Raw genomic sequence first — 26,476 nt, forward strand, 5'->3', positions numbered from 1 at the left:
CCCTCATCCGTGTTTCTTCTTCATCTCGATGATCCTGTCACGCACCTCGCCGGTGGGCCGGCCCATGTAGATCCAGCTCAGGGTCAGGCAGTTGAAGACGTACAGGACGCCGATGGAGGTAGGTTTGCTCGAAGGGATGTCCGGTGAATTGGCAATGGCGATCTGCAGCCCCGCCATGATCTGCTTGTTGGCAATGAGCTTCGTCGGTTCAACGCCGAAGGAGACGCTATCAACGTATTTCCACGGTATCGTAAAGAGGGTGTAGCGGAAACCGGTGCCGAAGGAGATCCCGTCTGTGGAGACACGGAACATCACCGGCGGTTTCGCAAGGTAGAGGAGCATCTGCGCCACAATGGCGCCGCCGCAGCCGACGGCAAATAGCAAAAAGGCGTAGAAGATCAGCTTCTTTTCCGGGTCAATGGAGAAATAGGGAAAGATGACATGGAACAATCCCAGGTCAAGGCCGACCACCAGGAAAAGCAAGCCTATGAGGAACAGGAGGAAGAGGGGTATGCGCGAGAGGGGAACATCATACTGCTCTGACGTGTTTGCTTCCATGGGACACTCCTTGCTTGGATATCAGGTTCATCGAGCGGGGAAGCCCGCGGCGCCGCATCATTCGATTATGTCATAGACCAGATCGAAATTGATTAGACAGGCCAGTACGGCCTTGAAGGGCATTCCGCTGGTGACCTTGATCATATGATCGTTTGTTACGTCCCGGTATTGCCAGGATCCGTCCTTGACGTCGATGGAACCTGAATATTCCATCGTATCAACATGATACATTCGTATTTCCATATGGGCCATCCCCCGTCTGAGTTCATGCCGGGCCGCAGCGTCGCCCCTGTATCTGCCGGGAGCGGGATCAAGGGGAGTCCGGTCCGGCCCCATGGTTTCCCGGGAGGGAACCCGGAAACCGCTCATCCATTTTCAAACAGAGCCGTAGTGCGTCAATTAAAATATAGGCCTGTTATGCCCCATAATTCATCAGAGAGATCCATTTTTTTGTATACAAATCAGGGATTTGTAATTAATGGTATTTTACTTGACGCTACCAGTTTATAGTAATAATTTACTTTATCATTAGTTTCTGAGCCAGAGAGTCATAATCCAATAAAAAGGCCTTCCGGGCCATCCAGTGATAAAAATCTGCCGGGGACTAATTATTTTATTGCCGGAAGTCGAAATTATAATAACCGCAAAATATATTATGCAAGGTTCTTGGAATGAATAAGTGGGCAATTACTGGCGGTACGATAGTTACTCCTGATAAGACCATTAAAAAAGGCTCCATTGTCATCAACAACGGCAAGTTTGCCTCGGTTTCAACCGGCGGCAGCGCATCCATAACCCTGGACGCCTCCAAATGCGTCATCGTTCCGGGACTCATCAATGCCCACGACCACCTGCTGGGGACCTACTATCCTAAAATCGGCAACGGACCCTATATCAACTGGCTCCCCTGGGACAACGACCTTAAAAGCTCCCCGGTCTACGAGGAGCGGTGCCAGATCGAGAATCGCGACCTCTATCTCCTCGGCGCGTACCGGAACCTTGTTTCCGGCGTGACCCTGGTGTCCGACCACATGCCCCATTTCGTGGGAGACCAGTTCTACGACCTGCTGCCCACGCGGGCCGTCAAGAAATTCGCCCTTTCCCACTCGGTGGCTTCCTTCGCCCTCGCGTGGGGCGAAGGCATCGGCATCGAATACAAGAAGGCGGAAAAGGAGAATATTCCCTATGTGACGCACATCGCCGAGGGTTTTGACGATGAAACGAAGCAGGACCTGTCGGTCATCAACCGCCTGGGCGGCCTCGGGGAGCACTCGGTGTTCATCCACTGCATCGCCTTTTCCGACGCTGACCTTGACCTGGTCAAGGAGCGGGGCGCCTCCTGCGTCTGGTGCGGCGACTCCAACATGTTCATGTACAACAAGACAATGGACGCGAGGAAGTTCCTCAAGAAGGGGATCAACCTCTGCATCGGCACCGACTCCTCCGCCACGGGGGGCGAGACACTGCTCTATGAAATGAAATACGACAAGATGATATATCAGCGCTTTTATGACGAGGAGCTGCCCGACGAGACCATCCTCAAGATGGTCACGGTCAACCCCGCCAGGGCCTTCCACCGGAAGGACCTGGGGCGCATCGAGGAGGGCTATACCGCGGACCTGTGCCTCTTCAGGGACCGGGGGGGCTCGCCGGCCGGATCGGTGGTCCATAGCCACCTGCGCGACGTCATGCTGGTCGTTATCGACGGCACGCCCGTGTACGGCGACGCCGATCACGCCGGTGTCTTCGACAGCCTGGGAGTCAAATACCAGAGGGTCGTGCTGGACGGCGTTGATAAAATCATCACCGGCGATCCCGTCGGGCTGCTGCGGAGAATAAGCAGGGCCGTGGGATTCAGAAAGGAATTTCCGTTCCTGCCGATCGAATTTGATCTATAGTACGTTTACGGGGGTCTCGCATGTCTAACGGCGCCGGAGGGCCATCGGGAATCATAACACGGGCTTACAAGTCTGGCTCGATCATATATTTCGAGGGAGACAAGAGCGAATATATCTACATACTGAAGTCCGGCAAGGTGTTCCTCACGACGATCAAGCTTGATACCGGCGAGGAATACAAGGAGGAGGTCCGCCAGGGAGAGTTCTTCGGCGTCAAATCGGCGCTGGGCAAGTATCCCCGGGAGGACACGGCCCAGACCATGGGGAACACCACGGTGCTGGTCCTGACGCCGGCCGATTTCGAGCGCCTCGTCCTGAAAAACGCCAGCGTGGTGAAAAAGATGCTCAGGGTGTTCAGCAACCAGCTCCGGCGCATCGTCAAGATGGAGCGTTCTGTCCTGGGCGAGACCGAGATGGTTAACCCCGACGCGGAGCTCTTCAAGATAGGCGAATATTATTACAAGGCCGGCAGCGTCAAGCACGCCCAGTACGCGTACAAGCGGTACATGGAATACTATCCCGACGGAGAAAAGGCGGCCCTGGCCATGAAGCGGATCAGGGGCATCGACGCCGGCGAGCCGGCGCCGGCCGATATCGGCGGCCATGACATGGGACCGGCGCCCGCTGCTCCGAAACCGCCGCCGGCGGCCGGCGGCGCGGATGATTTCTCCTTCGACGAGCCTGACAAGTCGAAGGACATGGTCGATTTCGACGACGCGGGCCACGACGAGGAAGCGCCGGCGAAGGGATCACCGGGGGGCGGCACGGCGCTTTCCGACGAAATGGACGATTTTTTCTCGGATACCAAGTCGGCGGGCCTTGACGATCTCGGCCTTGATGATGCGGCGTCGAGCAATTCGCCCCGCGACCTGAACGATGCCGCGGACGCCTCCTTTGGAAAGGGAAACTTCACAACGGCCCTGGATCTGTACCAGAAAATCATCAGCCTGAACAGAACGGCAAGCCCCGATGAGAAGAAAATTTTCGAAAAGGCCCATTTCGATGCCGGTCGATGCTACATGGAAATGGGGAAGCCGAAGGAGGCGCTGGACCTCATGTCGAAGATACTGCGGAATTTCACCGGGTCGCCGTACCTGAAGCCGGCCATATTCCACATCGGCATGATCTTCGAATCGGTGAACCAGAAGGATAAGGCGATAGCCTATTACAACAAGGTGCTGAACATGTCGCCGAAGGACAAGCTCAACAGCGACGCGCTGACCAAGATAAAGGAATTGCAGGGGAAGTAGCGATATGGCGATGGCTCTGGACGAACGATTTTTCGAGAAATTCGGCGTCGAGTACGCTCCGAACGAGATCATATTCTGCGAATGGGAGCCTGGCAACGAGTTCTATTTCATCCAGTCCGGCAATGTCCGCATCGTGAAGTTCATCCAGAACCGGGAAAAGAACCTGAGCGTGCTCACCGACGGCGATGTCTTCGGCGAGATGGCGATCCTCGAGGAGCAGCCCCGGTCCGCGACGGCGATCGCCATAGACCATGTGAAGCTCCTCAAGTTCCACCGCGACAATTTCGACACCCTGATGGCGGGGAACCCCCAGCTGGCGTTCAAGCTCCTCGTGATTTTCTCCAAGAGGATCTACGACGCGAAGCGGCGACTCATGATCCTGCTGCTGGAGGAGCCGCAGCTCAAGATCATGGACGTTCTGGTGATGCTCGCCGAGCAGGACCCGCACCTGGACCTGCAGAACGAGATCACCCTGCAGGTGACGGCGCAGGACGTGGCGCGGTGGGCCGGCCTTACCGAGGACGACGCGCAAAAAGAATTGACACATTTAAGCCGCACTGACAAGATTGAATTGTTCGGTGACAAGATCGTTGTTCGGAAGATCAGGGAATTCCAGCGGCTTGTTGCTTCGCGACGCAAGAGCATGTACCAGTAAAGCCCCAACGTTTCGTTACCGATCCATACGAGTTTATGCCAAACTAGCACATCAACAGTGCTCCCGTAGCTCAGGAGGATAGAGCAGTGGTTTCCTAAACCATGTGCCGGAGGTTCGAGTCCTCCCGGGAGCGCACAATATACACGAGCGGTCGACACCGCCGTTTTTTTTCTGTGAGAGACACATGGATGACAAGTTGAACAGCATAGCCGGACGGTTCCGCGAGCTGGAGCTGGAGATGAGCAAGCCCGAGGTCATTGCGGACCAGGGCAGGTTCAAGGCCCTGACGCGCGAGCGCTCCCAGCTGGCCCCGATCGTCAACGCCTACGAGGATTACAAGAAGTTCAAGCAGGAACTCGCCGAATCGGAATCACTACTGTCCCAGGAGAAGGACCCCGATATGAAGGATATGCTTCAGGCGGAGGTCGCCGACCTGAAGGGGAAGATCGAGGAGCTGGACCAGAAGCTCCTGGTCATGCTCCTGCCGAAGGATCCCAATTCCGGCAAGGACGTCATCATGGAAATACGGGCGGGCACCGGCGGCGAGGAGGCGGCCCTTTTCGCCGCGGACCTCTTCCGCATGTACAGCCGCTACGCGGACATCAAGGGCTGGAAGATCGAATACCTGAGCGTGAGCGACACCGGACTGGGGGGATACAAGGAGATCATCTTCTCCGTCAGGAGCCCGGAGGCCTATGACCACCTGAAATTCGAATCGGGGGGGCACCGGGTCCAGCGCGTTCCCACCACCGAGGCGGGCGGCAGGATCCACACGTCCGCCGTGACCGTGGCGGTCATGGCCGAGGCGGAGGAGGATGAGATCGACATTAGCCCGGACGACCTGCGCATCGACGTGTACCGCTCGTCGGGGCACGGCGGCCAGTCCGTGAACACGACCGATTCCGCGGTCCGCATTACTCACCTGCCGACGGGAATGGTCGTGACCTGCCAGGACGAAAAGTCGCAGCTCAAGAACAAGACCAAGGCCCTCCGGGTCCTCCGCGCGCGGCTCCTTGAAAAGGCCAACCATGAGCGTGCTGAGCGCGAAGCTGCCCTGCGCAAGTCCCAGGTCGGTTCGGGGGACCGCAGCGAGCGGATCCGCACCTACAACTATCCCCAGTCGAGGCTGACCGATCACCGCATCGGCCTTACCCTCTATTCCCTGGAAAAGATCCTTGAGGGGGAGCTGGCCCCTGTAATCGAAGCCCTCAGAAAAAATGAAATAGAACAAGAGCTGAAAAAGGTCAATTTATAGCTGCGAGGTGGAGCCGTGCGCGTATCCGAGATGGTTGCGGCTGTCGCGGGACAGCTGAAGGAGGCCGGAATTCCCAGCCCCGTGCTGGACGCCGAGCTCCTGGTGGCCAGCATTCTCGGCACGGACCGGTACCGTCTCCGCGTCGGCGATGACCGCGAGCTGGAACGCGCCGAGGAGGCCAGGATCGGCCGCCTCGCGCGCCGGAGGCTCCTGTTCGAGCCGATGGCGTACATCCTGGGGGCCAAGGAATTCTATTCCCTGGAGTTTGCCGTGAACCGGGACGTCCTGATACCGCGGCCCGAAACGGAGCTCCTCGTGGACATGGTGATCTACTATGCCAACCGCAATGCGGCGGTCGTTGATATAGGCACCGGCTCCGGCGCCATCGCGGTGGCGGTGAAGCACAGCCGGGCGGACCTGACAGTGCACGCCACCGACCTGTCCGAAAAGGCCCTGGCCGTGGCTCGCAGGAACGCCGCGCGCATCCTCGGGAAAAACAGGATCGTCTTTCACCGGGGGGACCTCTTCGAGCCGCTGAAGGGCATGAGCTTCCAGGTGATAGCGGTGAACCCGCCCTATGTCGACCGGGCCGTCGCCGGCGCGCTGCAGAAAGACCTTTCCTTCGAGCCGGAGGCGGCGCTCTTTTCCGGCAGCGGCGGCAGGGAAACCGTCGGGCGCGTCATCAGCCAGTCGGGGGGCTTTCTCGACGATGACGGGGTCCTCATCATGGAGATCGGAGATGACATGAAGGAGTTCGTTAAAACAACCGGCACGGACAACGGCTACGCCGTATCCGTACTGAATGACTACTCCGGCCTTCCCCGGGTAGCGGTAATGAAAAAGCAATGACCAAGGAACACGGCGGGAGAGTATGGCTGCCACACCGATCCTGACAAACCAGATCAAGAAAGTCACGACTTTCATCTACATACTGATCCTTCTCTATGTCGTCAATGTGATCTTCGTGCTCAAGTTCAAGTGGGACGTCATTCCCATCATCGTGAACGTGTACCTCTACGTGTTCTCTTTCTATCTCATCTTCAACTTTTCCATGATCGATATCGCCCCGCTGAAGGACGAGTACAAAAATATGTACCGGCGCTTCGGCATCCTGATACTGTTCGCCAAAACAAGGGTGTTCCCCTTCGTCATCGTGTACTCGACCACGGTGATATACACGCTCATCAATTACCTCGACAAGGACAATTGGCCGTGGAACCCGATCCTGGAGCTGATGGACGGACGGTTCATCAACACGGTGTTCTATTCGCTCATACTCCTCCTTATCCTGAAGTTCAACCGGCGGCCGAAGATAACGCTCTTTCTTTTCATCGGCGGCGCGGCGATCTACTTCCTGATCTACCAGCTGGTCTTCTATTTCACCCCCAGCGGGGCGGTGATGTCCGCGCTCAAGATATTCCAGATAACCATCGGCCTGATTCTGGTCATTTACGAATTTATCACCGATAAAATCGTCGTCGATACGGCGAAGATCCGCAAGGCGATCGTAACGGGCGTCCTCATGGGCCTGCTCTTCTATGCCTCGATCGTGGCGACCCTTACCGTGATGTACAGGTTCGCCTCCTTCGCTTCATATCCCCAGGCCCGGTCCGCCCAGATCCTGATGCGGCTCGGGTATTCCTTTCCGCTGGACAATTTCAAGTCCATCGTGACCGAGACCTCGAACCCGTTCTATTTGTACGACTATATCTATTATTCACGGGCTTATCGTCGACCGGTATTGATCACGCCCACGGAATGGGAAAACTTCATGCTGTCCGGATCGATGGAAGTGTCCAACATCATCGCCTTCTACATCAAGTACCTGGGTATCTCCATTCCGTACCAGCAGATGATCTCCTACGCCGAGCGCCGCTCCGTCGATTCCGGCGAGGCCCTTGTCAACTCCGCTTTTTACACGCAGTACGCGTCGCAGTACTGCGCGGACAATATCGCGGACATGGTAGAGCGCTACGGCAAGGGGAACCGCTATTTCAAGATCTGGACCATACGGGTCGCCGCGGAATCGAAGAGCCTCTCCGCGATTCCGTTCCTGGTGTCGATCCTCACGGACATCAATCCCGTTTTTTCACAGGAGGCGTACCTGTCCCTTACCAAGGTGACGGGCAATGACCCGGCGAAGGATCTGGACGACCGCGTCAACAGCCCGCGGGTCATCGCCGCTTTCATGCAGTTTTATCGGGACTCGCGCAAAGCCCGCTGACGGGGCACGCTCCGCAGAGGGGCTTCCGCGCCCTGCAGGTGGCCCTGCCGTGGCGGATAAGAAGGAGATGGGCGTGGGTCCAGAGCCGCTCCGGGATGAGGTCCGTGAGGGCCTGCTCCACCACGCGGGGATCGCGGGAGTCTGCGTAGGCGAGGCGGTTGGCGATCCGGATGATGTGGGTGTCCACAGCCAGGGCCTGTACGCCGAAGCCGATGGAGAGGATGACGTTGGCCGATTTCCTGCCTATGCCCGGAAGCGTGACCAGCTCCTCCCGTGTGCCGGGGAGCCTCCCGTTGAAATTTTCGATCACTCCCTGCGCCATGTCGACGATGTTCTTCGCCTTGTTCCGGTAGAACCCGGTGCTTCGCACGATCCTGCGCACGTCCGAAAGGCGGGCCCGGGCGAGGCTTGCAAAGTCCGGGTAGGCTTTGAAAAGCTCTCCCGTGACGGCGTTGACCTGTCTGTCCGTGGTCTGGGCCGAGAGGATCACGGCCACGGTGAGCTGGTACAGGTTGCCGTATTTCAGGTCCGGCTTCACGTCGGGGTAATGCTTTATAAGAGCCTTGAGGATTTTGTCTGATAATTGTTTTGTCATTTTCACCTCGCCCGCTCCGATAGGCGCGCAAGCGCTTGCGCGCCTATCGGAGCGGATTCGCCATCGATAACGGCGGGTTTAAACCCGCCGCTTCAACAACTCACTCATCGCCTCAAGCGCCCTGGCCCGGTGGCTGATTTTATTTTTCTCCTCCAGGGGCAGTTCCGCCATGGTTTTGCCCCTGTCGGGCAGAAAAAAGATCGGGTCATAGCCGAAGCCATGGGTTCCCTTCATGGCTTCGGTAATCGCGCCCTCGCAGGTCCCTTCGGCGGAAAAGCTCCTGCCGTCGGGGAACACTACGGCGATGACGCAGACGAAACGGGCCGTGCGTTTCCCGGCCGGAATGCCCTTCATTTCCTCAAGTATTATATGATTCTTGGCCCTGTCATCGGTCTCTGCTCCGCCATACCGGGCGGAGAGCACACCGGGCCGTCCGCCCAGGGCGTCAACAACGAGGCCGGAATCATCGGCCATAGCGGGAAGACCGGTATAAGCGGTGATGGACGTCGCCTTTTTTGAGGCGTTTTCAAGGAAGGTTACACCGTCCTCGATCACCTCCGGAGGATCGGGGAATTCGCTCAGGGGGACCAGTTCTAATCCTTCGATTTCGGAGAATTTATCCTGGATCTCCCGTATTTTATTCTTATTGCCCGTGGCAATGACCAGTTTGAGCCGGCCCTGTTTTATAATATCTGTCATAGGTGCACATTCCTGTCGGTTTTCTTGTGCCGGTGAAACCCTGTTCCGGTATCGGCGCTTTGCGTTTGTAATTTTTTACAATCCTCAAAAAAAACAGATTGAAATACCCGCCGAATTTTATCAAATATTATTTAACAGACCGGTATCGCACAGGATGGCATGAGACTCTATTTTATCAAATTCATTATCCTCGTCATTTCCGACAGCGCCGTCATAGGTGCCCTGTTTTTCCTCTATACCCGGTATCATATCATCCATAGTAAAATGGTCTACATCCTCGCCGGATGCATCATATTGATGCTCGTTGTCAGGGCATTCCTCTTTTTCATGGGTAACTGGGTCTATTACCGCAAGGCGATCAATAACATCAAGGAGATCGTCTCGGATTTCAAGAAGGGAAAGTTCGCCCAGACGTACCGGGAGGTCAAGATCGTAAGCGATCTTGATGACATACAGCGGGAGCTCGTGACAGCCGGAAGGCACCTGGACAGCATCATGACGGCCCAAAAGAAGGAGATTGATAATTTCATCGAGCTGTACAACAGCATCATCTTCTCGATAAGCTCCTATTTCATAGTTCTGGATGACGATGACCGGGTCCTCTTCGCCAACGAGGGCTTCTACAAGAAATTCCAGTTCCAGAGCGATGAAGTGTACAGCAAGAAGATCGAGGACATCTTCTATTTCGTCAATGCGCGGCTCAAGGGGGGCATCACCCAGGTGAGGCAGACCGGAAAGACCGTCGTGCTGGAAAAGACCCACCTTCTCACCCTGAACAAGATTTCCATCATAGCCGACATCAAGATATCCAACATCGTCGTCAAGGACGCGAGCCAGATCATTATCATTATCGACGACGTTACCAAGAAGCTCAGGAACGATTACCAGATATCCCTCATGAGCCAGATATCCGAATCGATCCAGAAGGACGATGAAATCGATCGGGTCCTCTTCACGATCCTGACCGGCGTCACCTCGGGGACCGGCCTTGGCTTCAACCGCGCCATGCTCTACCTCGTCGAGGACGGCGTGCTGGTGGGGAAGATGGCGGTGGGCCCCGATTCCTTTGAAGAGGCGATCGAGATCTGGACCGCGGCATCGACGGCCTCGAACGAGAAAACTTTCGTCGAGACCAAGAGCGCCGAGATGAAAGCGGGCATCAACCTGCTGACCCGGGTCCTGGCGGTGCGCTATCCCGTAAAGGCGGCCAATGTCTTCACCATTGCCCTGAACGGTAGGCGGAGCGTCCATGTCGCCGATTCGTGGAACGATGAGCGGGTGGGAGAGGATATCCGGACACTGATGGACGTCAAGGAGTTCATCGTCACGCCCCTGGTGGTCGTGAACAAGGGCATCGGCATCATCGTCGCCGACAACAAGTTCAACAACGCGCCGATCATGAAGGAGAATATAGAGCTTCTATCCATATTCGCTTCCCAGGCCGCCATGTCCATCGAGAGCTATTCGAACCTTGACACGGCGCGCAGCGAGATGCAGAAGCTTTCAGAACGTCAGGAGGCCATCGTGGAATCGGAGAAGCTCGCGGCGGTGGGAAGGATCGCCGCGCACATGGCCCACGAGATACGGAATCCCCTGGTTACCATGGGCGGGTACGCCCGGCGGATCATACAGATGCCCAAGGAAAAATCGAAGACCGCCAAAAAGATCGACACCTCCGCGGAGATAATCCTCAAGGAATGCGAGCGGCTCGAAAAGACCCTCTCCAACGTGATGGACTTCTCCCGGCCGGCGAAGTTCATCCGGGAATTCAACAACATCAATGAGATCATACGCGACACGGTCAATCTCCTCAAAAACCTGTTCCAGGAGAAAAAGGTCGAGATTTATCTGGAGCTTGCGGAGGAGATCCCCCTGGTGAAATCGGACTTCAACCAGATGAAGCAGGTCATGCTGAACCTCCTCCAGAATTCCCTTGACGCGACTCCGACCGGCGGCAGGATCACCGTCAGCTCGGCCAGCGACGGGGCTGTCATCGACATCACTATCAGCGATAACGGATCGGGTATCAGCGATGAGGATCCCAATATCGTTTTTGAGCCGTTTTTTTCTACAAAGGTCACCGGCGTGGGTCTTGGCCTGGCCATCGTGAAAAAAATCATCAAAGACCACAACGGCAGTATCCGCGCGAAAAACAGGGAAGAGGGTGGAGCTGAATTCACCATACGGCTTCCGGTACCGGGCTGATGCGCGGGGATCGCGATTCCCGCGGACGAATCAGGACCGGGCCATGAAAAATTAATTGATTGAAAAAAAGCGCCGGTGAGTGTACATTATTATTAGCACAAGGATGATACAGCGTGGAGGGGACTATGGCAAAATTGTTAATAGTCGAGGACGAAAAGCACCAGCGCGAACTGTATGCGATGGAGTTTGAGGATGAAGGCTATGAGGTGGACCAGGCCTCCAACGGAAAAGAGGCCGTCGACATGGTGAAGAACAACAAGTATGACCTGGTCATCATGGATATCCGGATGCCTGAAATGGACGGCATCGAGGCCCTTGGGAAAATTCTCTCCCGGGACAAGAAAATCCCGATCATCATCTATACCGCCTATTCCAATTATAAGAGCAATTTCATGACCTGGACCGCCGACGCCTATGTGACGAAATCCTCGAACCTGGACGAGATCAAGGACAAGGTGGGCGAAATCCTGGCCTCCCGGGCATAATACCCCGGAATCAGGCAATTTTTAAGCAAAAAAAAAGGATGCTCGATAGCATCCTTTTTGTTTCTGGTTTGAAAAAAATTACTTCTTGGCTTCTTCTTTCTTTTCTTCTTTTTTCTCTTCGCCAGCAGGTGCAGCTTCTTCAGCTTTTTGTTCTTCGACTGCGGGCTCTTCGGGTTTGTCAGCTTTTTTGCAAGCAACAAAGCCAGCGCTGAAAGCGAGAGCAAAGATAGATACGAAGATCAAAGTAAAAATTCTTTTCATACTATGTACTCCTTCTGTTTGTGTAATAAATTTTGTGCATCATGATTATAATGCCTTTAAAAAATCAATAAAAAAATAAAAAAACTTCAAATTAATATTTACCATGTAAAATAATTTGAAATTCTTTTATCAATTTTGACTTTGTCATATAAAACAAAAAAAGTATATAGCGTCAATATATTTTATTAATTTTTTTATATTTTTTTCAATGACCCTCGGGCGATTAAATAAAGCCCGCGATATTTTTCGAAATTTTTTCAACGTCCTTTCTGCTCAATGTCGGATACAGGGGCAGGGAAAAAAGCTTTTTCGAGAGGCGTTCGCTGTTGGGATACTCTGGTCCCTGGTAGCCTGCAAGCCTGTGGAGGGGACAGGCTATGGGCCTGTGCACTTCAATGCGGCTTTTCCTCCAATAGGTCTCGATTTTATCATTGGACAGGTTGAATAATACGGGAAAGGCCTGGTATGCGAATTTTTCATTAAACTGGAACGGTGTTTTATGGGGGGTTATGCGGATCGATTCGTGGTAAATTCTGGCTATTTCACGCCTCCGGTGGAGGAGATCGGGGAGCTTTGCCAGCTGGGAAATCCCCATGGCGCCCTGAAAATCGGTCATGGAATAATCAAAATGCAGGTGCTCCTCGCCATTGCCGCGGAAATCTCTCATTACGGAATAATTCTTGGAATTGTTGGTGAAAACCATCCCGCCGTTTCCGGTCGTGATTATGCCGGCCGGATCAAAGGATGCCACGGTAAAGGCGCTGTTCCTTCCGGCAGGTATCTCGTCGATCTCGGTGCCTATGGCATGGGAAATGTCTTCGATGACGGGGATTGAAAGATCTTCCAGGCCCCGAACCTGGAAATGGAAGCCAAAGAGGTGCCCGGTCACTATGGCCCTTGTCTTATCTGTTATTCTGCCCTTTATGTCATCCAGTGAAGGGAAAATTGAGTCATTTTCAATATCCACCAGGACCGCTTTCCCTCCCGTCATGGACAGGGCGCTCAGGGGAGCCTGCGAAAAGAAGGATGGCATGATGATCTCGTCGGAACCGCCGATCTCAAGGGACTTGAAAACAAGATGGTAGGCCGCCGTGAGGGAACTGGTCGCCACCGCGTATTTGAGGCCTATCATTTTCGCCAGGGAGGATTCGAAAGTTTTGACCGATTCGCCCGCCACCAGGTCGTCGTTGATGAGACAGTCCAGGACCGCCTCGAGCTCTTTCCGGGTAATGGTGGGTTTGCTGGATACGATCTTCATACCCCTGCCTTTTACGTGTGTTTCCGGTATAATAACTGATGGATTGTTCATGGGATATTCTTTTTTCTCCAATAACTAAATTTATCCAATATGGTCAAGAATGTTTTATGTCTCATTTAAAAAAATCCCTGCGGGGCTTGCAAGGGGCTCCGCCCCTTGACCTCACAGAAAAAATATTACATTTGAATCTATTGACAGGGAGCTGTCCTGCTCGTCCGCCTCGTATAACATCCTGTTGACTCGGCGGAAACGGCGACATCCATGTCGCCTTCTCGCAGGACAGCTCCCTGTCAATCATGACTTTGATAAAAATAGTTTATTTTGAACATGGAATTTTCTTATAAAGCTTATTTTTTTTATGTCCGATAAATAATAGAGAATATTATATAGTGCGGCAGGTTGGAGGTAAACCATGAGATCAATAGCGAGAAATTGCGCCTTCGGAGCGGTGGGGATTCTGGCGCTCTTTTTATACGGGAGCTGTGCAACGGACAATTCCTACGCCAAAGAGCGTGATTACCGTAATGTCAAGGCCGGCGATTCCATGGAAAACGCTGATTACGATGAAGAAAGCAATGAGTTCAGCTCCGCTGACAGTGGGAGCGATAAGGGAGTATCGAATAAAAAAGCAGGCGCAGGCGACGAGGTCGATTCTTCGTATAAAAAGGGGAAATTTTTTCAAGTCGGCAAGGCCTCATGGTACGGCCGGGAATTCAATGGAAGAAAAACCGCCTCCGGCGAGCGTTTTGACATGAATGGATTGACGGCGGCACATAAAACGCTTCCCTTCGGGACGATGGTGAAAGTGAAGAATTTTGAGAATGGTAAGATCATAACCGTCCGCGTCAACGACCGCGGCCCGTACAGGGGAAACAGAATAATCGATCTCTCCTATGGCGCCGCTAAGAAAATCGGCATGATCAAGGGCGGTGAGACACAGGTGGGTCTGCAGATAGTTAACAAAGGCGGCGGGGAGGAGATCGAACGCGAGAATGACGGCGACATTGAAGCGGTATCGGATGACACGAGCCATGAGGATTCCAGCCCGTCAGGGGGCTATGCCATTCAGGCGGGCGCCTTTTATTCTAAGCGCAATGCCGATCAGCTGAAAGTCAGAATCGAGGGTATGACCAATAAGCCCGTTACCATCATTAATGACGGGGATATGTATAAGGTACGGATTGAGGGCCTCGGATCAAAGAGTGACGTAAACAGGCTGAAACGAACGCTTTCAGATGAGGATATTCCGTCATATCTTGTAAAATAAGCATTTTGATAGAAAAAAATCAGATTAAAAAACGGCACTGCAGTGCCGTTTTTTATGTTATCAGCCATATCGGCTTGCATTTGGGGAAGCTTGGTTTTTAGAAGCACATGCCATATTTTTCATATTATTCAAAAAAATCCCAGAGTTAAGAAAATATCAAAATTTTATTGACAAAAAAAGGGTGGTTTCTATGATTTCCACCTACCTCTGCCCACGTAGCTCAGTCGGTAGAGCATTTGCATGGTAAGCAAAAGGTCACCAGTTCAATTCTGGTCGTGGGCTCATTGTGTGCGTTGATGGCTGAGCTCACAGTGTCCAAATCCGCAAGGGGTAACTCCAATTTTTTTAATAATTGGTTGACTGCAGGGTAACTGCAACTTTTTTGTAACAATTTGTCATTAAGCCGAGGAACGGGATATGCGCGAGATCATACTGTTGGCGTGCCAGGAATGTAAACGACGGAATTATTCCGTCACGAAAAACAAGAAGAACCAGACCGGCAAGCTGGAAGTGAAGAAGTACTGCAAGTTCTGCAACAAGCATACGAATCACAAGGAAACAAAGGCGTAGGTCCGACGTGAACAAGATCCTTGATCCTATCCGCCGGTTTATCGCGTATGTCCGTGACGCTAAAGATGAATTGAAAAAAGTCACCTGGCCGACGAGGGATGAGGTAACGAGTTTTACGATGGTCGTAGTGGTGGCCCTGCTGGTCATCTCGATTTTTCTCTGGGCCGTTGATGCCGGTCTCATGTATCTGATAAATTCCGTAGTGAAGTAATTTATGGCGAAAGAGTGGTATGTCGTTCATACATATTCGGGCCACGAGAACAAGGTAAAGCTTGCTCTCGAAAAGGAAGCTGAAAAGCGCGGCCTGCAGGAAAAACTGATCCAGGTGAAGATACCGACCGTCGAGGTTCCCGAGGTAAAAGACGGTAAAAAGCGGGTCAGGTCGAAGAAATTCTTTCCGGGCTATGTCCTGGTGGAGATGGAATTCGATGACGAGACCTGGGGCCTGGTGAAGGGCATCACGGGCGTCACTAATTTTGTGGGCGCCTACGGATCTAACAGGCCGAAGCCGCTTTCCCGGGAGGAGGTCAATTCCCTCTTTGACCAGATGGGCGAGCAGAAGACGAAGGAGAAGATTTCCACGGTGGTGGACTTCTCCGTTGGAGAGCATGTCAAGGTCATTGACGGGCCCTTCAATAACTTCAGCGGCGTCGTCGAGGAAGTGTATCCTGAAAAGGGGAGGCTCCGGGTGAAGGTCGAGATTTTCGGACGCGGTACGCCGGTGGAGCTTGATTTTTTACAGGTTGGCAAAATTTAGCGATATTATAATATTAATGGGTAAGTAAACGGTCTCCGCGTTGCTTTTTGCGGCCGGGATCATTAGATTCTACTATTAAATAAGAATTTTCTTTTTGGTTACTGTAGAGGAATATCATGGCAAAGAAAGTCAAAACCATTGTTACTGAAATCAAGTTGCAGATTCCCGGCGGCCAGGCGAACCCGGCCCCCCCGGTAGGTCCGGCCCTGGGTCAGCACGGCCTGAACATCATGGATTTCTGCAAGTCCTTCAACGAGAAGACGAAGGACCAGATGGGGACGATCCTCCCGATCATCATCACGGTCTATGACGACCGGACCTATACGTTTGTCATTAAAACGCCGCCGGCGGCCGTTCTCATTAAAAAGTCGCTGAAGATCGAGAAGGGCTCATCGGAGCCGAACAAGACGAAAGTCGGCACCATTAACCGGAAGCAGCTCGAGGAAATAGCAGGCATCAAGATGCCTGACATCAACGCGAATGATATTGACGCGGCCGTCAACATCATAGCCGGGACCGCCCGGTCTATGGGTGTGGACGTTGTCGAGTGACGCGGCCGCGTGACGCAGATACAAATTCGAGGTACGTAAGAAATGAAACGTGGTAAAAAAATAGCGGCGGCGAAGACCAGGGTCGACAGGAACAAGCTGTACAATGTCGATGAAGCGGTCAAGCTGATGAAAGAGTGCAAGTATTCCAAATTCGATGAAACGGTGGACATACAGATCAAGCTGATACACAAGAGCTTCCAGAATATTCGCGGCTCGGCGAGCCTTCCCGCGGGGACCGGCAAGGAGAAGAAGGTCCTGGTCATCTGCAAGGGAGATAAGCAGCGGGAAGCGCAGGAAGCCGGCGCCGATTATGTTGGCGCCGAGGATATGATCGAGAAGATCAAGACCGGGTGGATCGATTTCCAGGCGGTCGTGGCGACGCCCGACATGATGAAGGAGGTCGGCAAGCTGGGGCAGACGCTCGGCAAGAAGGGCCTCATGCCGAAGCCGAAGTCCGGGACCGTGACCGAGGACATCAAGGGCATCGTGAAGGAGCTCAAGGGCGGCCGGGTCGAGTACAAATCGGACAAGACCGGAGTCATCCACATGGGCATCGGCAAGATATCGTTCACCGACGATGCGATCATCAGCAACGTAAGCGCTTTTTTCAATCAGGTGATGAAGGACAAGCCCTCCGACGCGAAGGGCAATTACATAAAATCGGTGTTTATCAGCTCCTCCATGGGGCCCGGTATCAAACTCAACCACAAGGGGATTGAAAAATAATGGTAAAGCAATATAAAATCGATGAAGTTTCGTCCATGGTCGCCCAGCTGAAGGAGAAGGGCAACATCATCCTCACGAACTATTCCGGGATCAGGGTTAAGGACCTGAGCAAGCTTCGCAAGACCCTCAGAGGCAAAAACGCGGATTACCGCGTTGTCAAGAACACGCTTTTCAAGCGGGCCCTGAAAGAAATGGGAATCGATGGCCTTGACGAGTACCTGAAGGGGCCCGTTGCCGTCGCCTTCGCAAAGGATGATGCGGGAGAGGTCGCCAAGGCGCTTAAGGATTTCGCCAAGGACGTGGAGAAGTTCAGTTACTCCGCCGGCTACCTCGACAATGTCCTCTATAATCAGGACCAGATCAAGACAATAGCCGATCTTCCGACTAAAGAGGTCGTTCTCGCCCAGTTGATGGGCATGATCAACGGGCCGGCACGGGGCGTTGCGGTGGGCATGAATCAGATCATGGCTTCCCTGGCGCGGGGCATCAAGGCGGTAGCCGAGGTCCAGAACAAGCAGTAGCATGTGTTTTGCATAATACCGCTTTCGGGCGGAAAATTATGTTTTAAATTATTATTTTAATAGAAAAGGTTCTGTTTCCAGTGTATATATAATATGCGGATACAATGCCTTTATAGGTTTTTACGATTCATTCGTATTAACTTGAAGAAATTCACTAAGTATAAAGGAGATTCACAATGGCAAAGGTTCAAGAATTACTGGACGCGATCGGCTCTCTGACTCTTATCGAAGCCGCTGAGCTGGTCAAGGCGATGGAAGAGAAATTCGGCATTTCTGCCGCGGCGCCGGTCGCGGTGGCCGCTGCAGCGGGTCCCGCTGCCGCCGAGGCAGCCGACGAACAAACCGAGTTTGACGTGATCCTCGCGGGTTTCGGCGACAACAAGGTCGCGGTCATCAAGGAAGTCCGGACCATAACCGGGCTCGGCCTCAAAGAAGCGAAAGAACTCGTCGAAGCCGGCGGCAAACCGGTCAAAGAAAAAGTTTCCAAGGAAGAAGCTGAGAAAATCAAACAGCAGCTGGTTGCGGCAGGCGCGACAGTTGAGGTAAAATAATCTGGCGAGTGATAATCATTTTTTTCCACAAAAAACGAGCAACAGGTTTGGTTGGCGACAATCAAACCTTTTGGCGTTTTTAAACATCTCGGTAAAGGTTTAAACATCCATGCAAGAGTCAAAAAAAGTCGTTAATTTTGGCAAGATTAAGACGGGGCTTGAGCTGCCCAATTTGATAGAAATCCAGCTGAAGTCCTATGACTGGTTTCTCCAGCCCGGTGCGGTCAAGAAGAGGTCGCAGGGACTTCAGGCGGTGTTCGAGGAGATATTTCCGATAGAGAGCCCCCACGAGGACGTGGTCCTCGAATACCTCGATTACGAGATCGGGGATCCGAAATATTCGGAGCTCGAGTCGAAGGAGCGCGACGTCACCTATGCCGCGCCCCTGAAAGCGACCATACGGCTCATCAGGAAGGACAGCATGGAGGTGCGGGAGCAGTCGGTGTACATGGGGGATATTCCCCTCATGACGCCCCGCGGCACCTTTATCATCAACGGGGCCGAGCGGGTCGTGGTAAACCAGCTGCACCGCTCTCCCGGTATCTTCTTTTTCTACGAAGAAGCCGAGCGGATCTACAATTACCGCGTCATTCCTGACCGGGGATCGTGGCTCGAGTTCGAGATGGACCCGAAGGGCTACATCATCGCCCGGATCGACCGGAAGAAGAAGTTCCCGGTGACACTCCTCATAAAGGCCCTCGGGTACGAGACCGACGAGGAGGTGGTGAAGCTTTTCTACGGCACGAAGACGATCCGCCTTAAGAGCGATGAGGATTTCGACGTGCTCAACGGCAAGCGCGTCGCCCGCGACGTGGTCAGCAAGCAGACGGGCGAGGTCATCATCGAGGTCGGCGAGCGCATCAGTATGGACATGATCGACCGTCTGAAAGAGGAGAAAGTCCATGACGTCGAGGTGATCGAGTTCCCCAACAACAAGGAAGATTCGTACCTGAGCACGACCCTTGAGGTGGAGAAGGAATTCATCAACAAGCACGTGAAATCTTCGGCCGCCGGTGAGCTGAAGAAATCGGAGCTCGCCCTCCTGACGATCCACGCCATCATGTGGCAGAGCGAACCGACCAACCTCGAAAACGCCTCGGATCATTTCAAGCGCCTCTTCTTCGATCCGAAGACCTACAGCCTGGGAGCCGTCGGGCGTTACAAGATATCGAGCAAATTCGGGATGGAGGATTTCGCCACCCAGACCCTGAAACCTGAAGACATCATTTTTTCACTGAAATACTTTTTATATCTCATCGCCGAGGCTGATGGATACGAGATTGACGATCCCGATCCGCGCTCCAAGACGCACAAGAAGATGATCCCCACGGTCGTCGACGACATCGACCACCTGGGGAACCGGCGTGTGCGTTCCGTCGGCGAGCTGATCATGAACCAGATCAAGATCGGCTTCCAGCGCATGGAGCGCGTCATCAAGGAGCGGATGACCATCCAGGACCTGGACGTCATCACACCGCAGGCGCTGATCAGCATCAAGCCGATCACGGCCGTCATTAACGAGTTCTTCGGCTCGAGCCAGCTTTCCCAGTTTATGGATCAGACCAACCCCCTGGCGGAGCTCACGCACAAGCGGAGGCTGAACGCCCTGGGGCCGGGCGGCCTCTCCCGCGAGCGGGCCGGATTCGAGGTGCGGGACGTGCACCCCTCCCACTACGGGCGGATGTGCCCCATCGAGACCCCTGAGGGACCGAACATCGGCCTCATCGTGTCCCTCAGCACCTACGCGCGGATAAACGATTACGGTTTCCTGGAGACCCCGTACCGGTACGTGGACAGCGGCAAGCTGACCGACCAGATCGAATATCTCACGGCTGACCGGGAAGACCTCTATTTCATCGCCCAGGCGAACCAGGAGCTGGACGACAAGGGTAATTTTGTGAAGACCATGATCCCCTGCCGGCACCGGGGCAACTTCCCCTACAAGCGGCCGAAGGAGATCCAGTACATGGACGTCGCACCGCAGCAGATCTTCTCGGTGTCGACCTGCCTGATTCCCTTCCTGGAGCATGATGACGCGAACCGGGCCCTGATGGGGTCCAACATGCAGCGCCAGGCGGTGCCGCTCATGATCGAGGAGGCGCCCTACGTGGGCACCGGCGTCGAGCCGAAGGCGGCCTATGATTCCGGCGTCCTCATGATATCGAACCATGGAGGCACGGTCGAGTCAGCCGATGCCGCGACCATCAAGATCAAGACGAGCGCCAGCGAGACCATCAGCTATGATATGATGAAGTTCAAGCGGACCAACCAGGGCACCTGCTTCAACCAGCGGCCCGTGGTCAAGGAAGGGCAGAAAATCAAGAAGGGCGACGTCCTCGCCGACGGCCCGGCCACCGACAACGGCCGGCTGGCCCTGGGCAAGAACATCCTGGTTGCCTTCATGCCCTGGATGGGCTACAACTTCGAGGACGCCATCCTCATATCTGAAAAGCTCGTCGAGAACGATACCTACACCTCGATCCATATCGAACAGTTCGAGGTGGAGGCGCGCGAGACCAAGCTCGGCCGCGAGGTGATCACCCGGGACATCCCGAACCTGTCGGAAAAAGCCTTCCGCGACCTCGACCAGGACGGCATCGTTCGCCGCGGTGCCTACGTGCAGCCCGACGACATCCTGGTGGGCAAGGTCACTCCCAAGGGCGAGCAGGACCTGACGCCGGAATACAAGCTGCTCCACTCGATCTTCGGCGAAAAGGCGCGGGAAGTCCGCGACACCTCGCTCAGGGTCCCCAACGGCGTTGAGGGCATAGTCATAGACGTGAAGCGTTTTTCCCGCGAACAGGGTGACGAGCTCGCCCCCGGCGTGGAAGAACTGGTGAAGGTATATATAGCCGACAAGCGGAAGATATCGGTCGGCGACAAGATGGCGGGTCGCCACGGAAATAAGGGCGTTATCTCGAAAATCGTTCCGATTTACGACATGCCCTACCTGCCCGACGGGACGCCGATGGATATCGTGCTGAATCCCCTTTCTGTTCCGTCACGGATGAACCTGGGACAGCTCCTGGAAACGGAGTTGGGCTGGGCCGCTGAAAAGCTGAATACGCTTTTCGAGACACCGATATTCGACGGCGCCAAGGAGAGCGATATCCGCGAACTTTTGAAGAAGTCCGGGCTGCCGGAGACCTCCAAGTCGGTGCTGTACGACGGCCGCACGGGCATACCCTTCGAGCAGGAGGTCATGGTGGGCCAGATCTACATGCTGAAGCTCGCCCACATGGTGGACGACAAGATCCACGCCCGCTCCACCGGCCCGTACTCCCTGGTCACCCAGCAGCCTCTGGGCGGCAAGGCCCAGTTCGGCGGACAGCGCCTGGGAGAGATGGAGGTGTGGGCCCTTGAGGCGTACGGCGCGGCCTATACCCTGCAGGAGCTCCTCACGGTCAAGTCCGACGACATGCTCGGACGGGCGCGCATCTACGAGGCTATCGTAAAGGGCATAAATACGTCATCGCCGGGCATACCGGAGTCCTTCAACGTTCTCATCCAGGAGCTCCGCGGCCTCGCCCTTGACGTCCGGATCTACGACGATAAGGGTAAGGAAATAAGCCTCTCCGAATGGAGCGAGGGCTACGGCAAGACCAAGAAGAGGATCAAGATAGACTCATTGAAGAATATCTGACCTCACCCGCGCTCTGCGCACCCTCTCCCATGATGCTCGGAAAAAAGGAGAGGGTTTCCGCACTAAGCGCTTAATCTTACCCCCTTTCCTTTCTTCAATTCTTAATGGGAGAGGGGCCGGGGGTGAGGGATGATAGATGGAATTTAGAAGTAAACAACTCTTTCAGAGGATGCAACATGAGAGATTTTAACGATTTCAGTTCAATCCAGATTAAATTAGCTTCGCCTGACCAGATACGCGAGTGGTCCTACGGCGAGGTTAAAAAACCTGAGACCATAAACTACCGGACCCTGAAGCCGGAGCGGGACGGGCTGTTCTGCGAGAAGATTTTCGGAACGACCAAGGAGTGGGAGTGCTACTGCGGCAAGTTCAAGTCGATCCGGTACAAGGGCGTCATCTGTGACCGCTGCGGCGTCGAGGTAACGCACTACAAGGTCCGCCGCGAGCGGGGCGGCCATATCGAGCTGGCCTGTCCCGTGGCCCACATCTGGTACTACCGCTCGGTTCCCTCGAGGCTGGGACTCCTCCTAGACCTCACGGTCAATACGCTGAAATCGGTCCTGTATTATGAAAAATATATCGTCATCGATCCCGGTGACGCGGCCGAGGAGGACATAAAGATCGGCGACTCCCTTGACGAGGAAGCCTTCCTGGCCATGAACGAAAAATACGGCGATACCCTGGTCTGCGGGATGGGCGCCACGGCTATCAAGGACCTCCTCACCAGGATCGACCTTGACGAGGAATCGCGTCAGATCAGGGCCACGATCCAGGCCAAGGCGAAAAAAGAGAAAGACGCGAAGATAGACAAGAAGCTGATCAAGCGGCTTGAGATAATCGAGGCCTTCAAGGAATCGGGAAACGAGACCGACTGGATGATACTGGACACCATCCCCGTCATACCCCCGGAGCTCAGGCCGATGGTCCAGCTCGACGGCGGGCGCTTCGCCACCTCAGACCTGAACGACCTCTACCGGCGCGTCATCAACCGGAACAACCGCCTGAAGCGGCTCCTGATGCTCCGCGCGCCGGAGATCATCGTGCGGAACGAGAAGCGGATGCTCCAGGAAGCGGTGGACGCCCTCTTTGACAATAGCCGGCGGAAGCGCGCGGTCAAGGGAAAGGGGAACAGGCCCCTCAAGTCGCTGTCGGACATGCTCAAGGGCAAGCAGGGCCGGTTCCGCCAGAACCTCCTCGGGAAGCGGGTCGACTATTCCGGCCGGTCCGTCATCGTCATAGGCCCCGAGCTTAAGCTGTACCAGTGCGGCCTCCCCAAGAAGATGGCCGTCGAGCTCTTCAAGCCCTTCATCATGAAGCGCCTTGTCGATAAGGACTATGTCCAGAACATCAAGTCCTCCAAGAAGATGGTCGAGAACGAACGCCCCGAGGTATGGGAAGTCCTCGAGGAAGTCATATCCGAACACCCGGTGCTCCTGAACAGGGCCCCGACGCTGCACCGGCTGGGGATCCAGGCCTTTGAGCCGATCCTGGTGGAAGGGAAGGCGATCCGCCTTCATCCCCTGGTCTGCCACGCCTACAACGCCGACTTCGACGGCGACCAGATGGCGGTGCACGTGCCGCTGTCGCCGCGGGCCCAGATGGAGTGCTGGACCCTGATGCTTTCGTCGCACAACCTCCTGTCGCCGGCCAACGGCCACCCGGTGGTGTCGCCGACGCAGGACATCGTCCTCGGTATTTTCTATCTCACCTCGATCCTCGAGGGCGCGCCCGGCGAGGGCAAGCTCTTCGACGAGGAGTCGGAACTGCTCAGGGCCGTTGATTACGGCCAGGTGAAGATGCGTTCCAAGATCAAGTTCGTCAACAAAAACAATGAAATCATTGAGACTTCGGCGGGACGCCTTATCTTCAACGGCCTGCTGCCCGCCGGCCACCCCTTTGTGAACCGCGTCATCAACGACAAGGAGCTCTCGCACCTTATTTCCGTGATCCTGCGGCAGTACGGGCCTAATGTCACGGTGAAGATGCTCGACGACATTAAGGAGGCCGGGTACAAGTATGCGACGATATTCGCGCCGACCATATCCATGTCGGACATCATCGTGCCGACGGTGAAGCGCGAGATTATCGTCGAGGAAGACAAGAAGCTCGAGAAGATAGAGAACGAATACCGCAACGGCTACATCACCAACGAGGAGCGTTACAACCGCGTTATCAATCTCTGGACCAACGCCAACGAGATCATCGCCGACAAGATGTTCGAGGAACTGTCGGCCAACACCAACGGTTTTAACCCGATCTATGTCATGGCCCAGTCCGGCGCCCGGGGAAGCAAGCAGCAGATCCGCCAGCTGGCGGGGATGCGCGGCCTCATGGCGAAGCCGTCGGGGGAAATTATCGAGGTTCCCATCAGGACCAACTTCAAGGAGGGCCTCACGGTCCTGGAATACTTCATCTCGACCAACGGCGCCCGGAAAGGCCTCGCCGACACGGCCCTCAAAACGGCCGACGCCGGTTACCTGACGCGGCGTCTCGTGGACATCGCCCAGGATGTGGTCATTTCCACGGTAGACTGCGGCACCACCATCGGCATTGACATTTACGCCATCAAGGAAGGCGACGATGTGATCGAATCCCTCGGCGACAGGGCCCTGGGACGCACCCTCCTCTACGACCTGCTTCACCCGGTCACGGGGGACGTCATCTGCAAGGCGGACGAGATCGTCACCGAGGAAATAGCGGAGCTCATAGATCAGCTGGACATCGACTCCATCGAGATTCGGTCCGTCCTCACCTGCGAGGCCAAGCACGGCGTGTGCAGCAAGTGCTACGGACGCAACCTGGCCAACGCGATGCCGGTGGACATCGGCGAGGCCGTCGGGATCATCGCCGCCCAGTCGATCGGCCAGCCGGGAACGCAGTTGACCATGCGTACCTTCCACATCGGCGGCATCGCGTCGCGGGCTGTCGAAGAGAGCGAGATCAAGCTCAGCTATCCCTCCTACGTAAAGGAAATAACGTCGAAAACCATCAGGACCGAGGATGAGAAATCCGAGGAAAAGAAGACGATCTCGGTCCGGCGTGGATATCTCATCATACAGAGGGTCGTATCCGAGATGACCCTGAAGGGCGAGCCGGAACTTCTTGTCGGCGAAAACGAGAAGGTCTACGCCGGAGTGAAGATAGCCAAGACCGAAGACGGCGAGGACATCATCGCGAAGAACTCCGGCCTGGTTAAACCCGTAAAGAACAAGGTGTACATACTGGGCGATCCCCACTCCATTCCGATCAACGTGGGAACTGAGATTAGGGCGAAAGCGGGCAGGTTCTACGACAGGAACGAGATCCTTGCCGCCTTCGACCCGTGGTTCGAGCCGATCCTGACGGAAGTGACCGGCAAGGTCGAGTTCGTCGATGTCGAGCTCAACAAGAGCCTCCGGGAGGAGATAGATCCGTCGTCGAACGTAACCAAGCGGGTCATCGTGGAGTACAAGACCGAGAAGCTGCAGCCGCGCGTTGACATCGTCGGGCCGTCGAAGCAGGTCATCACCTACCTCCTGCCGAAGGGGGCCAACCTGATGGTCAACAGCAACGACAAGGTGACGGCCGGAACTATCCTCGCGAAGATTCCGCGGGGCGCTGAGAAAACCAAGGACATCACCGGCGGTCTGCCGCGGGTCGCGGAGCTCTTCGAGGCCAGGGCGCCGAAGGACGCCGCCACGCTTTCAGAGCTCGACGGCACCATAGAGATCGGCGACACCGTGAAGAACAAGCGCAAGATCATCGTCACCGGCGAGGACGGAACGGTGAAGGAATATTCGATTCCCGTTTCCAAGTTCCTCCGCGTCCAGGACCGCGACTTTATAGCCAAGGGCGAGCAGGTGGACGACGGCGCCGTGGATCCCCATGAGATCCTCAAGATCAAGGGGCCGCGGGAGCTGCAGAAATTCCTGGTCAACGAGATCCAGGAGGTGTACCGCCTCCAGGGCGTCTCGATCAACGACAAGCATATAGAGGTCATCGTTCGGCAGATGCTCCGGAAGGTCAAGCTTACCGATCCGGGCGATTCGACCTTCGTCATAGAGCAGATCGTGGACAAATTTGATTTTGTCGATGAGAACGAGCGGGTGCTCAATGAGGGCGGGAAGCCGGCGACGGCCATCCCGATCCTTATGGGGATCACCAAGGCAGCTCTCAACACCGAGTCCTTTATCTCCGCGGCCTCGTTCCAGGAGACGACGAGGGTCCTCACCGATGCCGCGATCAAGGGGAAAGTCGATAATCTCAGGGGCCTCAAGGAGAATGTCATCATAGGACACCTGATCCCGGCCGGAACCGGTGTTCGCCAGTACGGCAACATCAGCGTATATGAAAACGAGATCGGCGACCTCGAGGGGCCGCCTCCGGGCGAGGCCGAACAGATTGCGTCCGATGAAGAGGTTGTAGCGGATAACGAGTAGGGAACAGCGGCTTCCCGGGATTCCATGGGCGCGGGAAGCCTGCCTTACACGATTAATCAAATTAATAACTTGACAAAAAATATCATAATTCGCAAATACCATTTTATCGTTCAAGAAATCCCGGCGATG

24 protein-coding genes and 2 tRNA genes are annotated in these 26,476 nt (G+C 54.9%); 20 read left to right on the forward strand and 6 right to left on the reverse strand.

The window, feature by feature from the left end:
• Window positions 1-3: 3 nt before the first annotated feature.
• A complete protein-coding gene (locus KA369_18560) occupies window positions 4-558 on the reverse strand; it encodes a hypothetical protein (protein MBP7737987.1) in 555 nt (184 codons plus the stop codon).
• Between the two features lie 57 nt (window positions 559-615).
• On the reverse strand, window positions 616-801 hold the full coding sequence (locus tag KA369_18565; protein MBP7737988.1) for a hypothetical protein: 186 nt from the start codon (window positions 799-801) through the stop codon (window positions 616-618).
• A 428-nt stretch (window positions 802-1,229) separates the two neighbouring features.
• Here KA369_18565 and KA369_18570 point away from each other — a divergent pair, with 428 nt between their 5' ends.
• From KA369_18570 to KA369_18600, 7 genes are all read left to right on the forward strand, one after another.
• Complete coding sequence (locus tag KA369_18570; GenBank protein ID MBP7737989.1) at window positions 1,230-2,456, forward strand: amidohydrolase family protein; 1,227 nt, start codon at window positions 1,230-1,232, stop codon at window positions 2,454-2,456.
• 20 nt (window positions 2,457-2,476) lie between these two features.
• Window positions 2,477-3,706: a cyclic nucleotide-binding domain-containing protein gene (locus KA369_18575; protein MBP7737990.1), complete on the forward strand. Its 1,230-nt coding sequence runs from the start codon at window positions 2,477-2,479 to the stop codon at window positions 3,704-3,706.
• A gap of 4 nt (window positions 3,707-3,710) precedes the next feature.
• Window positions 3,711-4,361, forward strand: coding sequence for a Crp/Fnr family transcriptional regulator (locus KA369_18580; protein ID MBP7737991.1), 651 nt, complete (start codon window positions 3,711-3,713; stop codon window positions 4,359-4,361).
• A gap of 59 nt (window positions 4,362-4,420) precedes the next feature.
• Window positions 4,421-4,494, forward strand: a tRNA-Arg gene (locus tag KA369_18585).
• 51 nt (window positions 4,495-4,545) lie between these two features.
• Window positions 4,546-5,616: a peptide chain release factor 1 gene (prfA, locus tag KA369_18590; GenBank protein MBP7737992.1), complete on the forward strand. Its 1,071-nt coding sequence runs from the start codon at window positions 4,546-4,548 to the stop codon at window positions 5,614-5,616.
• A gap of 15 nt (window positions 5,617-5,631) precedes the next feature.
• Complete coding sequence (gene prmC, locus KA369_18595; protein ID MBP7737993.1) at window positions 5,632-6,465, forward strand: peptide chain release factor N(5)-glutamine methyltransferase; 834 nt, start codon at window positions 5,632-5,634, stop codon at window positions 6,463-6,465.
• A gap of 22 nt (window positions 6,466-6,487) precedes the next feature.
• Window positions 6,488-7,840 (forward strand): hypothetical protein, encoded by a 1,353-nt coding sequence (locus tag KA369_18600; protein ID MBP7737994.1) that lies wholly within the window; start codon window positions 6,488-6,490, stop codon window positions 7,838-7,840.
• On the opposite strand, the gene nth is transcribed toward KA369_18600, so the two are convergent.
• Both nth and KA369_18610 read right to left on the reverse strand, forming a co-directional pair.
• Entirely contained in the window at window positions 7,803-8,435 is a 633-nt protein-coding gene (gene nth, locus KA369_18605) for an endonuclease III (GenBank protein MBP7737995.1), read from the reverse strand. The two genes, KA369_18600 and nth, sit on opposite strands and share 38 nt — an antisense overlap.
• Before the next feature lie 78 nt (window positions 8,436-8,513).
• On the reverse strand, window positions 8,514-9,134 hold the full coding sequence (locus tag KA369_18610) for an XTP/dITP diphosphatase (GenBank protein MBP7737996.1): 621 nt from the start codon (window positions 9,132-9,134) through the stop codon (window positions 8,514-8,516).
• Window positions 9,135-9,293: 159 nt separating this feature from the next.
• On the opposite strand from KA369_18610, the gene KA369_18615 reads away from it, so the two are divergent.
• Both KA369_18615 and KA369_18620 read left to right on the forward strand, forming a co-directional pair.
• Complete coding sequence (locus KA369_18615; GenBank protein ID MBP7737997.1) at window positions 9,294-11,339, forward strand: GAF domain-containing protein; 2,046 nt, start codon at window positions 9,294-9,296, stop codon at window positions 11,337-11,339.
• 125 nt (window positions 11,340-11,464) lie between these two features.
• Window positions 11,465-11,824, forward strand: a complete 360-nt coding sequence (locus tag KA369_18620) for a response regulator (GenBank protein MBP7737998.1) — start codon at window positions 11,465-11,467, stop codon at window positions 11,822-11,824.
• 78 nt (window positions 11,825-11,902) lie between these two features.
• Here KA369_18620 and KA369_18625 read toward each other — a convergent pair whose 3' ends face one another.
• Both KA369_18625 and KA369_18630 read right to left on the reverse strand, forming a co-directional pair.
• Window positions 11,903-12,085, reverse strand: coding sequence for a hypothetical protein (locus KA369_18625; protein ID MBP7737999.1), 183 nt, complete (start codon window positions 12,083-12,085; stop codon window positions 11,903-11,905).
• A gap of 223 nt (window positions 12,086-12,308) precedes the next feature.
• A complete protein-coding gene (locus KA369_18630) occupies window positions 12,309-13,343 on the reverse strand; it encodes a DegT/DnrJ/EryC1/StrS aminotransferase family protein (GenBank protein MBP7738000.1) in 1,035 nt (344 codons plus the stop codon).
• 412 nt (window positions 13,344-13,755) lie between these two features.
• Here KA369_18630 and KA369_18635 point away from each other — a divergent pair, with 412 nt between their 5' ends.
• The 11 genes from KA369_18635 (at window position 13,756) to rpoC (ending at window position 26,347) form a co-directional block, all read left to right on the forward strand.
• Window positions 13,756-14,610 carry a septal ring lytic transglycosylase RlpA family protein gene (locus KA369_18635; protein ID MBP7738001.1) on the forward strand — a complete coding sequence of 285 codons (855 nt, stop codon included), beginning with the start codon at window positions 13,756-13,758 and terminating at the stop codon, window positions 14,608-14,610.
• Between the two features lie 209 nt (window positions 14,611-14,819).
• Window positions 14,820-14,892 (forward strand) — tRNA-Thr (locus KA369_18640).
• A gap of 135 nt (window positions 14,893-15,027) precedes the next feature.
• The gene (rpmG, locus tag KA369_18645) at window positions 15,028-15,180 is read left to right on the forward strand and encodes a 50S ribosomal protein L33 (GenBank protein MBP7738002.1); all 153 of its coding nucleotides are present in this window, start codon (window positions 15,028-15,030) and stop codon (window positions 15,178-15,180) included.
• 7 nt (window positions 15,181-15,187) lie between these two features.
• Window positions 15,188-15,391 (forward strand): preprotein translocase subunit SecE, encoded by a 204-nt coding sequence (gene secE / locus KA369_18650; GenBank protein MBP7738003.1) that lies wholly within the window; start codon window positions 15,188-15,190, stop codon window positions 15,389-15,391.
• Between the two features lie 3 nt (window positions 15,392-15,394).
• Window positions 15,395-15,937: a transcription termination/antitermination factor NusG gene (gene nusG / locus KA369_18655; protein ID MBP7738004.1), complete on the forward strand. Its 543-nt coding sequence runs from the start codon at window positions 15,395-15,397 to the stop codon at window positions 15,935-15,937.
• Window positions 15,938-16,053: 116 nt separating this feature from the next.
• Window positions 16,054-16,488 carry a 50S ribosomal protein L11 gene (gene rplK, locus KA369_18660; GenBank protein ID MBP7738005.1) on the forward strand — a complete coding sequence of 145 codons (435 nt, stop codon included), beginning with the start codon at window positions 16,054-16,056 and terminating at the stop codon, window positions 16,486-16,488.
• Window positions 16,489-16,530: 42 nt separating this feature from the next.
• Window positions 16,531-17,214 (forward strand): 50S ribosomal protein L1, encoded by a 684-nt coding sequence (locus KA369_18665; protein ID MBP7738006.1) that lies wholly within the window; start codon window positions 16,531-16,533, stop codon window positions 17,212-17,214.
• Entirely contained in the window at window positions 17,214-17,735 is a 522-nt protein-coding gene (gene rplJ / locus KA369_18670; GenBank protein MBP7738007.1) for a 50S ribosomal protein L10, read from the forward strand. Before KA369_18665 ends, rplJ begins: the two co-directional genes overlap by 1 nt.
• Before the next feature lie 176 nt (window positions 17,736-17,911).
• Complete coding sequence (gene rplL / locus KA369_18675; GenBank protein MBP7738008.1) at window positions 17,912-18,286, forward strand: 50S ribosomal protein L7/L12; 375 nt, start codon at window positions 17,912-17,914, stop codon at window positions 18,284-18,286.
• 109 nt (window positions 18,287-18,395) lie between these two features.
• A complete protein-coding gene (gene rpoB / locus KA369_18680; GenBank protein MBP7738009.1) occupies window positions 18,396-21,929 on the forward strand; it encodes a DNA-directed RNA polymerase subunit beta in 3,534 nt (1,177 codons plus the stop codon).
• 176 nt (window positions 21,930-22,105) lie between these two features.
• Complete coding sequence (gene rpoC, locus KA369_18685; GenBank protein MBP7738010.1) at window positions 22,106-26,347, forward strand: DNA-directed RNA polymerase subunit beta'; 4,242 nt, start codon at window positions 22,106-22,108, stop codon at window positions 26,345-26,347.
• Window positions 26,348-26,476 lie beyond the last annotated feature (129 nt).

The sequence above is a fragment of the Spirochaetota bacterium genome (assembly GCA_017999915.1).
In the GTDB taxonomy this organism is placed as follows: Bacteria; Spirochaetota; UBA4802; order UBA4802; family UBA5550; genus RBG-16-49-21.

Bases quoted from the DNA above. Each gene is read 5' to 3' on its own strand.
- KA369_18560 (MBP7737987.1), bottom strand. From the start codon at position 558: ATGGAAGCAAACACGTCAGAGCAGTATGATGTTCCCCTCTCGCGCATA.
- KA369_18565 (MBP7737988.1), bottom strand. From the start codon at position 801: ATGGAAATACGAATGTATCATGTTGATACGATGGAATATTCAGGTTCC.
- KA369_18570 (MBP7737989.1), top strand. From the start codon at position 1,230: ATGAATAAGTGGGCAATTACTGGCGGTACGATAGTTACTCCTGATAAG.
- KA369_18575 (MBP7737990.1), top strand. From the start codon at position 2,477: ATGTCTAACGGCGCCGGAGGGCCATCGGGAATCATAACACGGGCTTAC.
- KA369_18580 (MBP7737991.1), top strand. From the start codon at position 3,711: ATGGCGATGGCTCTGGACGAACGATTTTTCGAGAAATTCGGCGTCGAG.
- prfA (MBP7737992.1), top strand. From the start codon at position 4,546: ATGGATGACAAGTTGAACAGCATAGCCGGACGGTTCCGCGAGCTGGAG.
- KA369_18600 (MBP7737994.1), top strand. From the start codon at position 6,488: ATGGCTGCCACACCGATCCTGACAAACCAGATCAAGAAAGTCACGACT.
- nth (MBP7737995.1), bottom strand. From the start codon at position 8,435: ATGACAAAACAATTATCAGACAAAATCCTCAAGGCTCTTATAAAGCAT.
- KA369_18610 (MBP7737996.1), bottom strand. From the start codon at position 9,134: ATGACAGATATTATAAAACAGGGCCGGCTCAAACTGGTCATTGCCACG.
- KA369_18615 (MBP7737997.1), top strand. From the start codon at position 9,294: ATGAGACTCTATTTTATCAAATTCATTATCCTCGTCATTTCCGACAGC.
- KA369_18620 (MBP7737998.1), top strand. From the start codon at position 11,465: ATGGCAAAATTGTTAATAGTCGAGGACGAAAAGCACCAGCGCGAACTG.
- KA369_18625 (MBP7737999.1), bottom strand. From the start codon at position 12,085: ATGAAAAGAATTTTTACTTTGATCTTCGTATCTATCTTTGCTCTCGCT.
- KA369_18630 (MBP7738000.1), bottom strand. From the start codon at position 13,343: ATGAAGATCGTATCCAGCAAACCCACCATTACCCGGAAAGAGCTCGAG.
- KA369_18635 (MBP7738001.1), top strand. From the start codon at position 13,756: ATGAGATCAATAGCGAGAAATTGCGCCTTCGGAGCGGTGGGGATTCTG.
- rpmG (MBP7738002.1), top strand. From the start codon at position 15,028: ATGCGCGAGATCATACTGTTGGCGTGCCAGGAATGTAAACGACGGAAT.
- nusG (MBP7738004.1), top strand. From the start codon at position 15,395: ATGGCGAAAGAGTGGTATGTCGTTCATACATATTCGGGCCACGAGAAC.
- rplK (MBP7738005.1), top strand. From the start codon at position 16,054: ATGGCAAAGAAAGTCAAAACCATTGTTACTGAAATCAAGTTGCAGATT.
- KA369_18665 (MBP7738006.1), top strand. From the start codon at position 16,531: ATGAAACGTGGTAAAAAAATAGCGGCGGCGAAGACCAGGGTCGACAGG.
- rplJ (MBP7738007.1), top strand. From the start codon at position 17,214: ATGGTAAAGCAATATAAAATCGATGAAGTTTCGTCCATGGTCGCCCAG.
- rplL (MBP7738008.1), top strand. From the start codon at position 17,912: ATGGCAAAGGTTCAAGAATTACTGGACGCGATCGGCTCTCTGACTCTT.
- rpoB (MBP7738009.1), top strand. From the start codon at position 18,396: ATGCAAGAGTCAAAAAAAGTCGTTAATTTTGGCAAGATTAAGACGGGG.
- rpoC (MBP7738010.1), top strand. From the start codon at position 22,106: ATGAGAGATTTTAACGATTTCAGTTCAATCCAGATTAAATTAGCTTCG.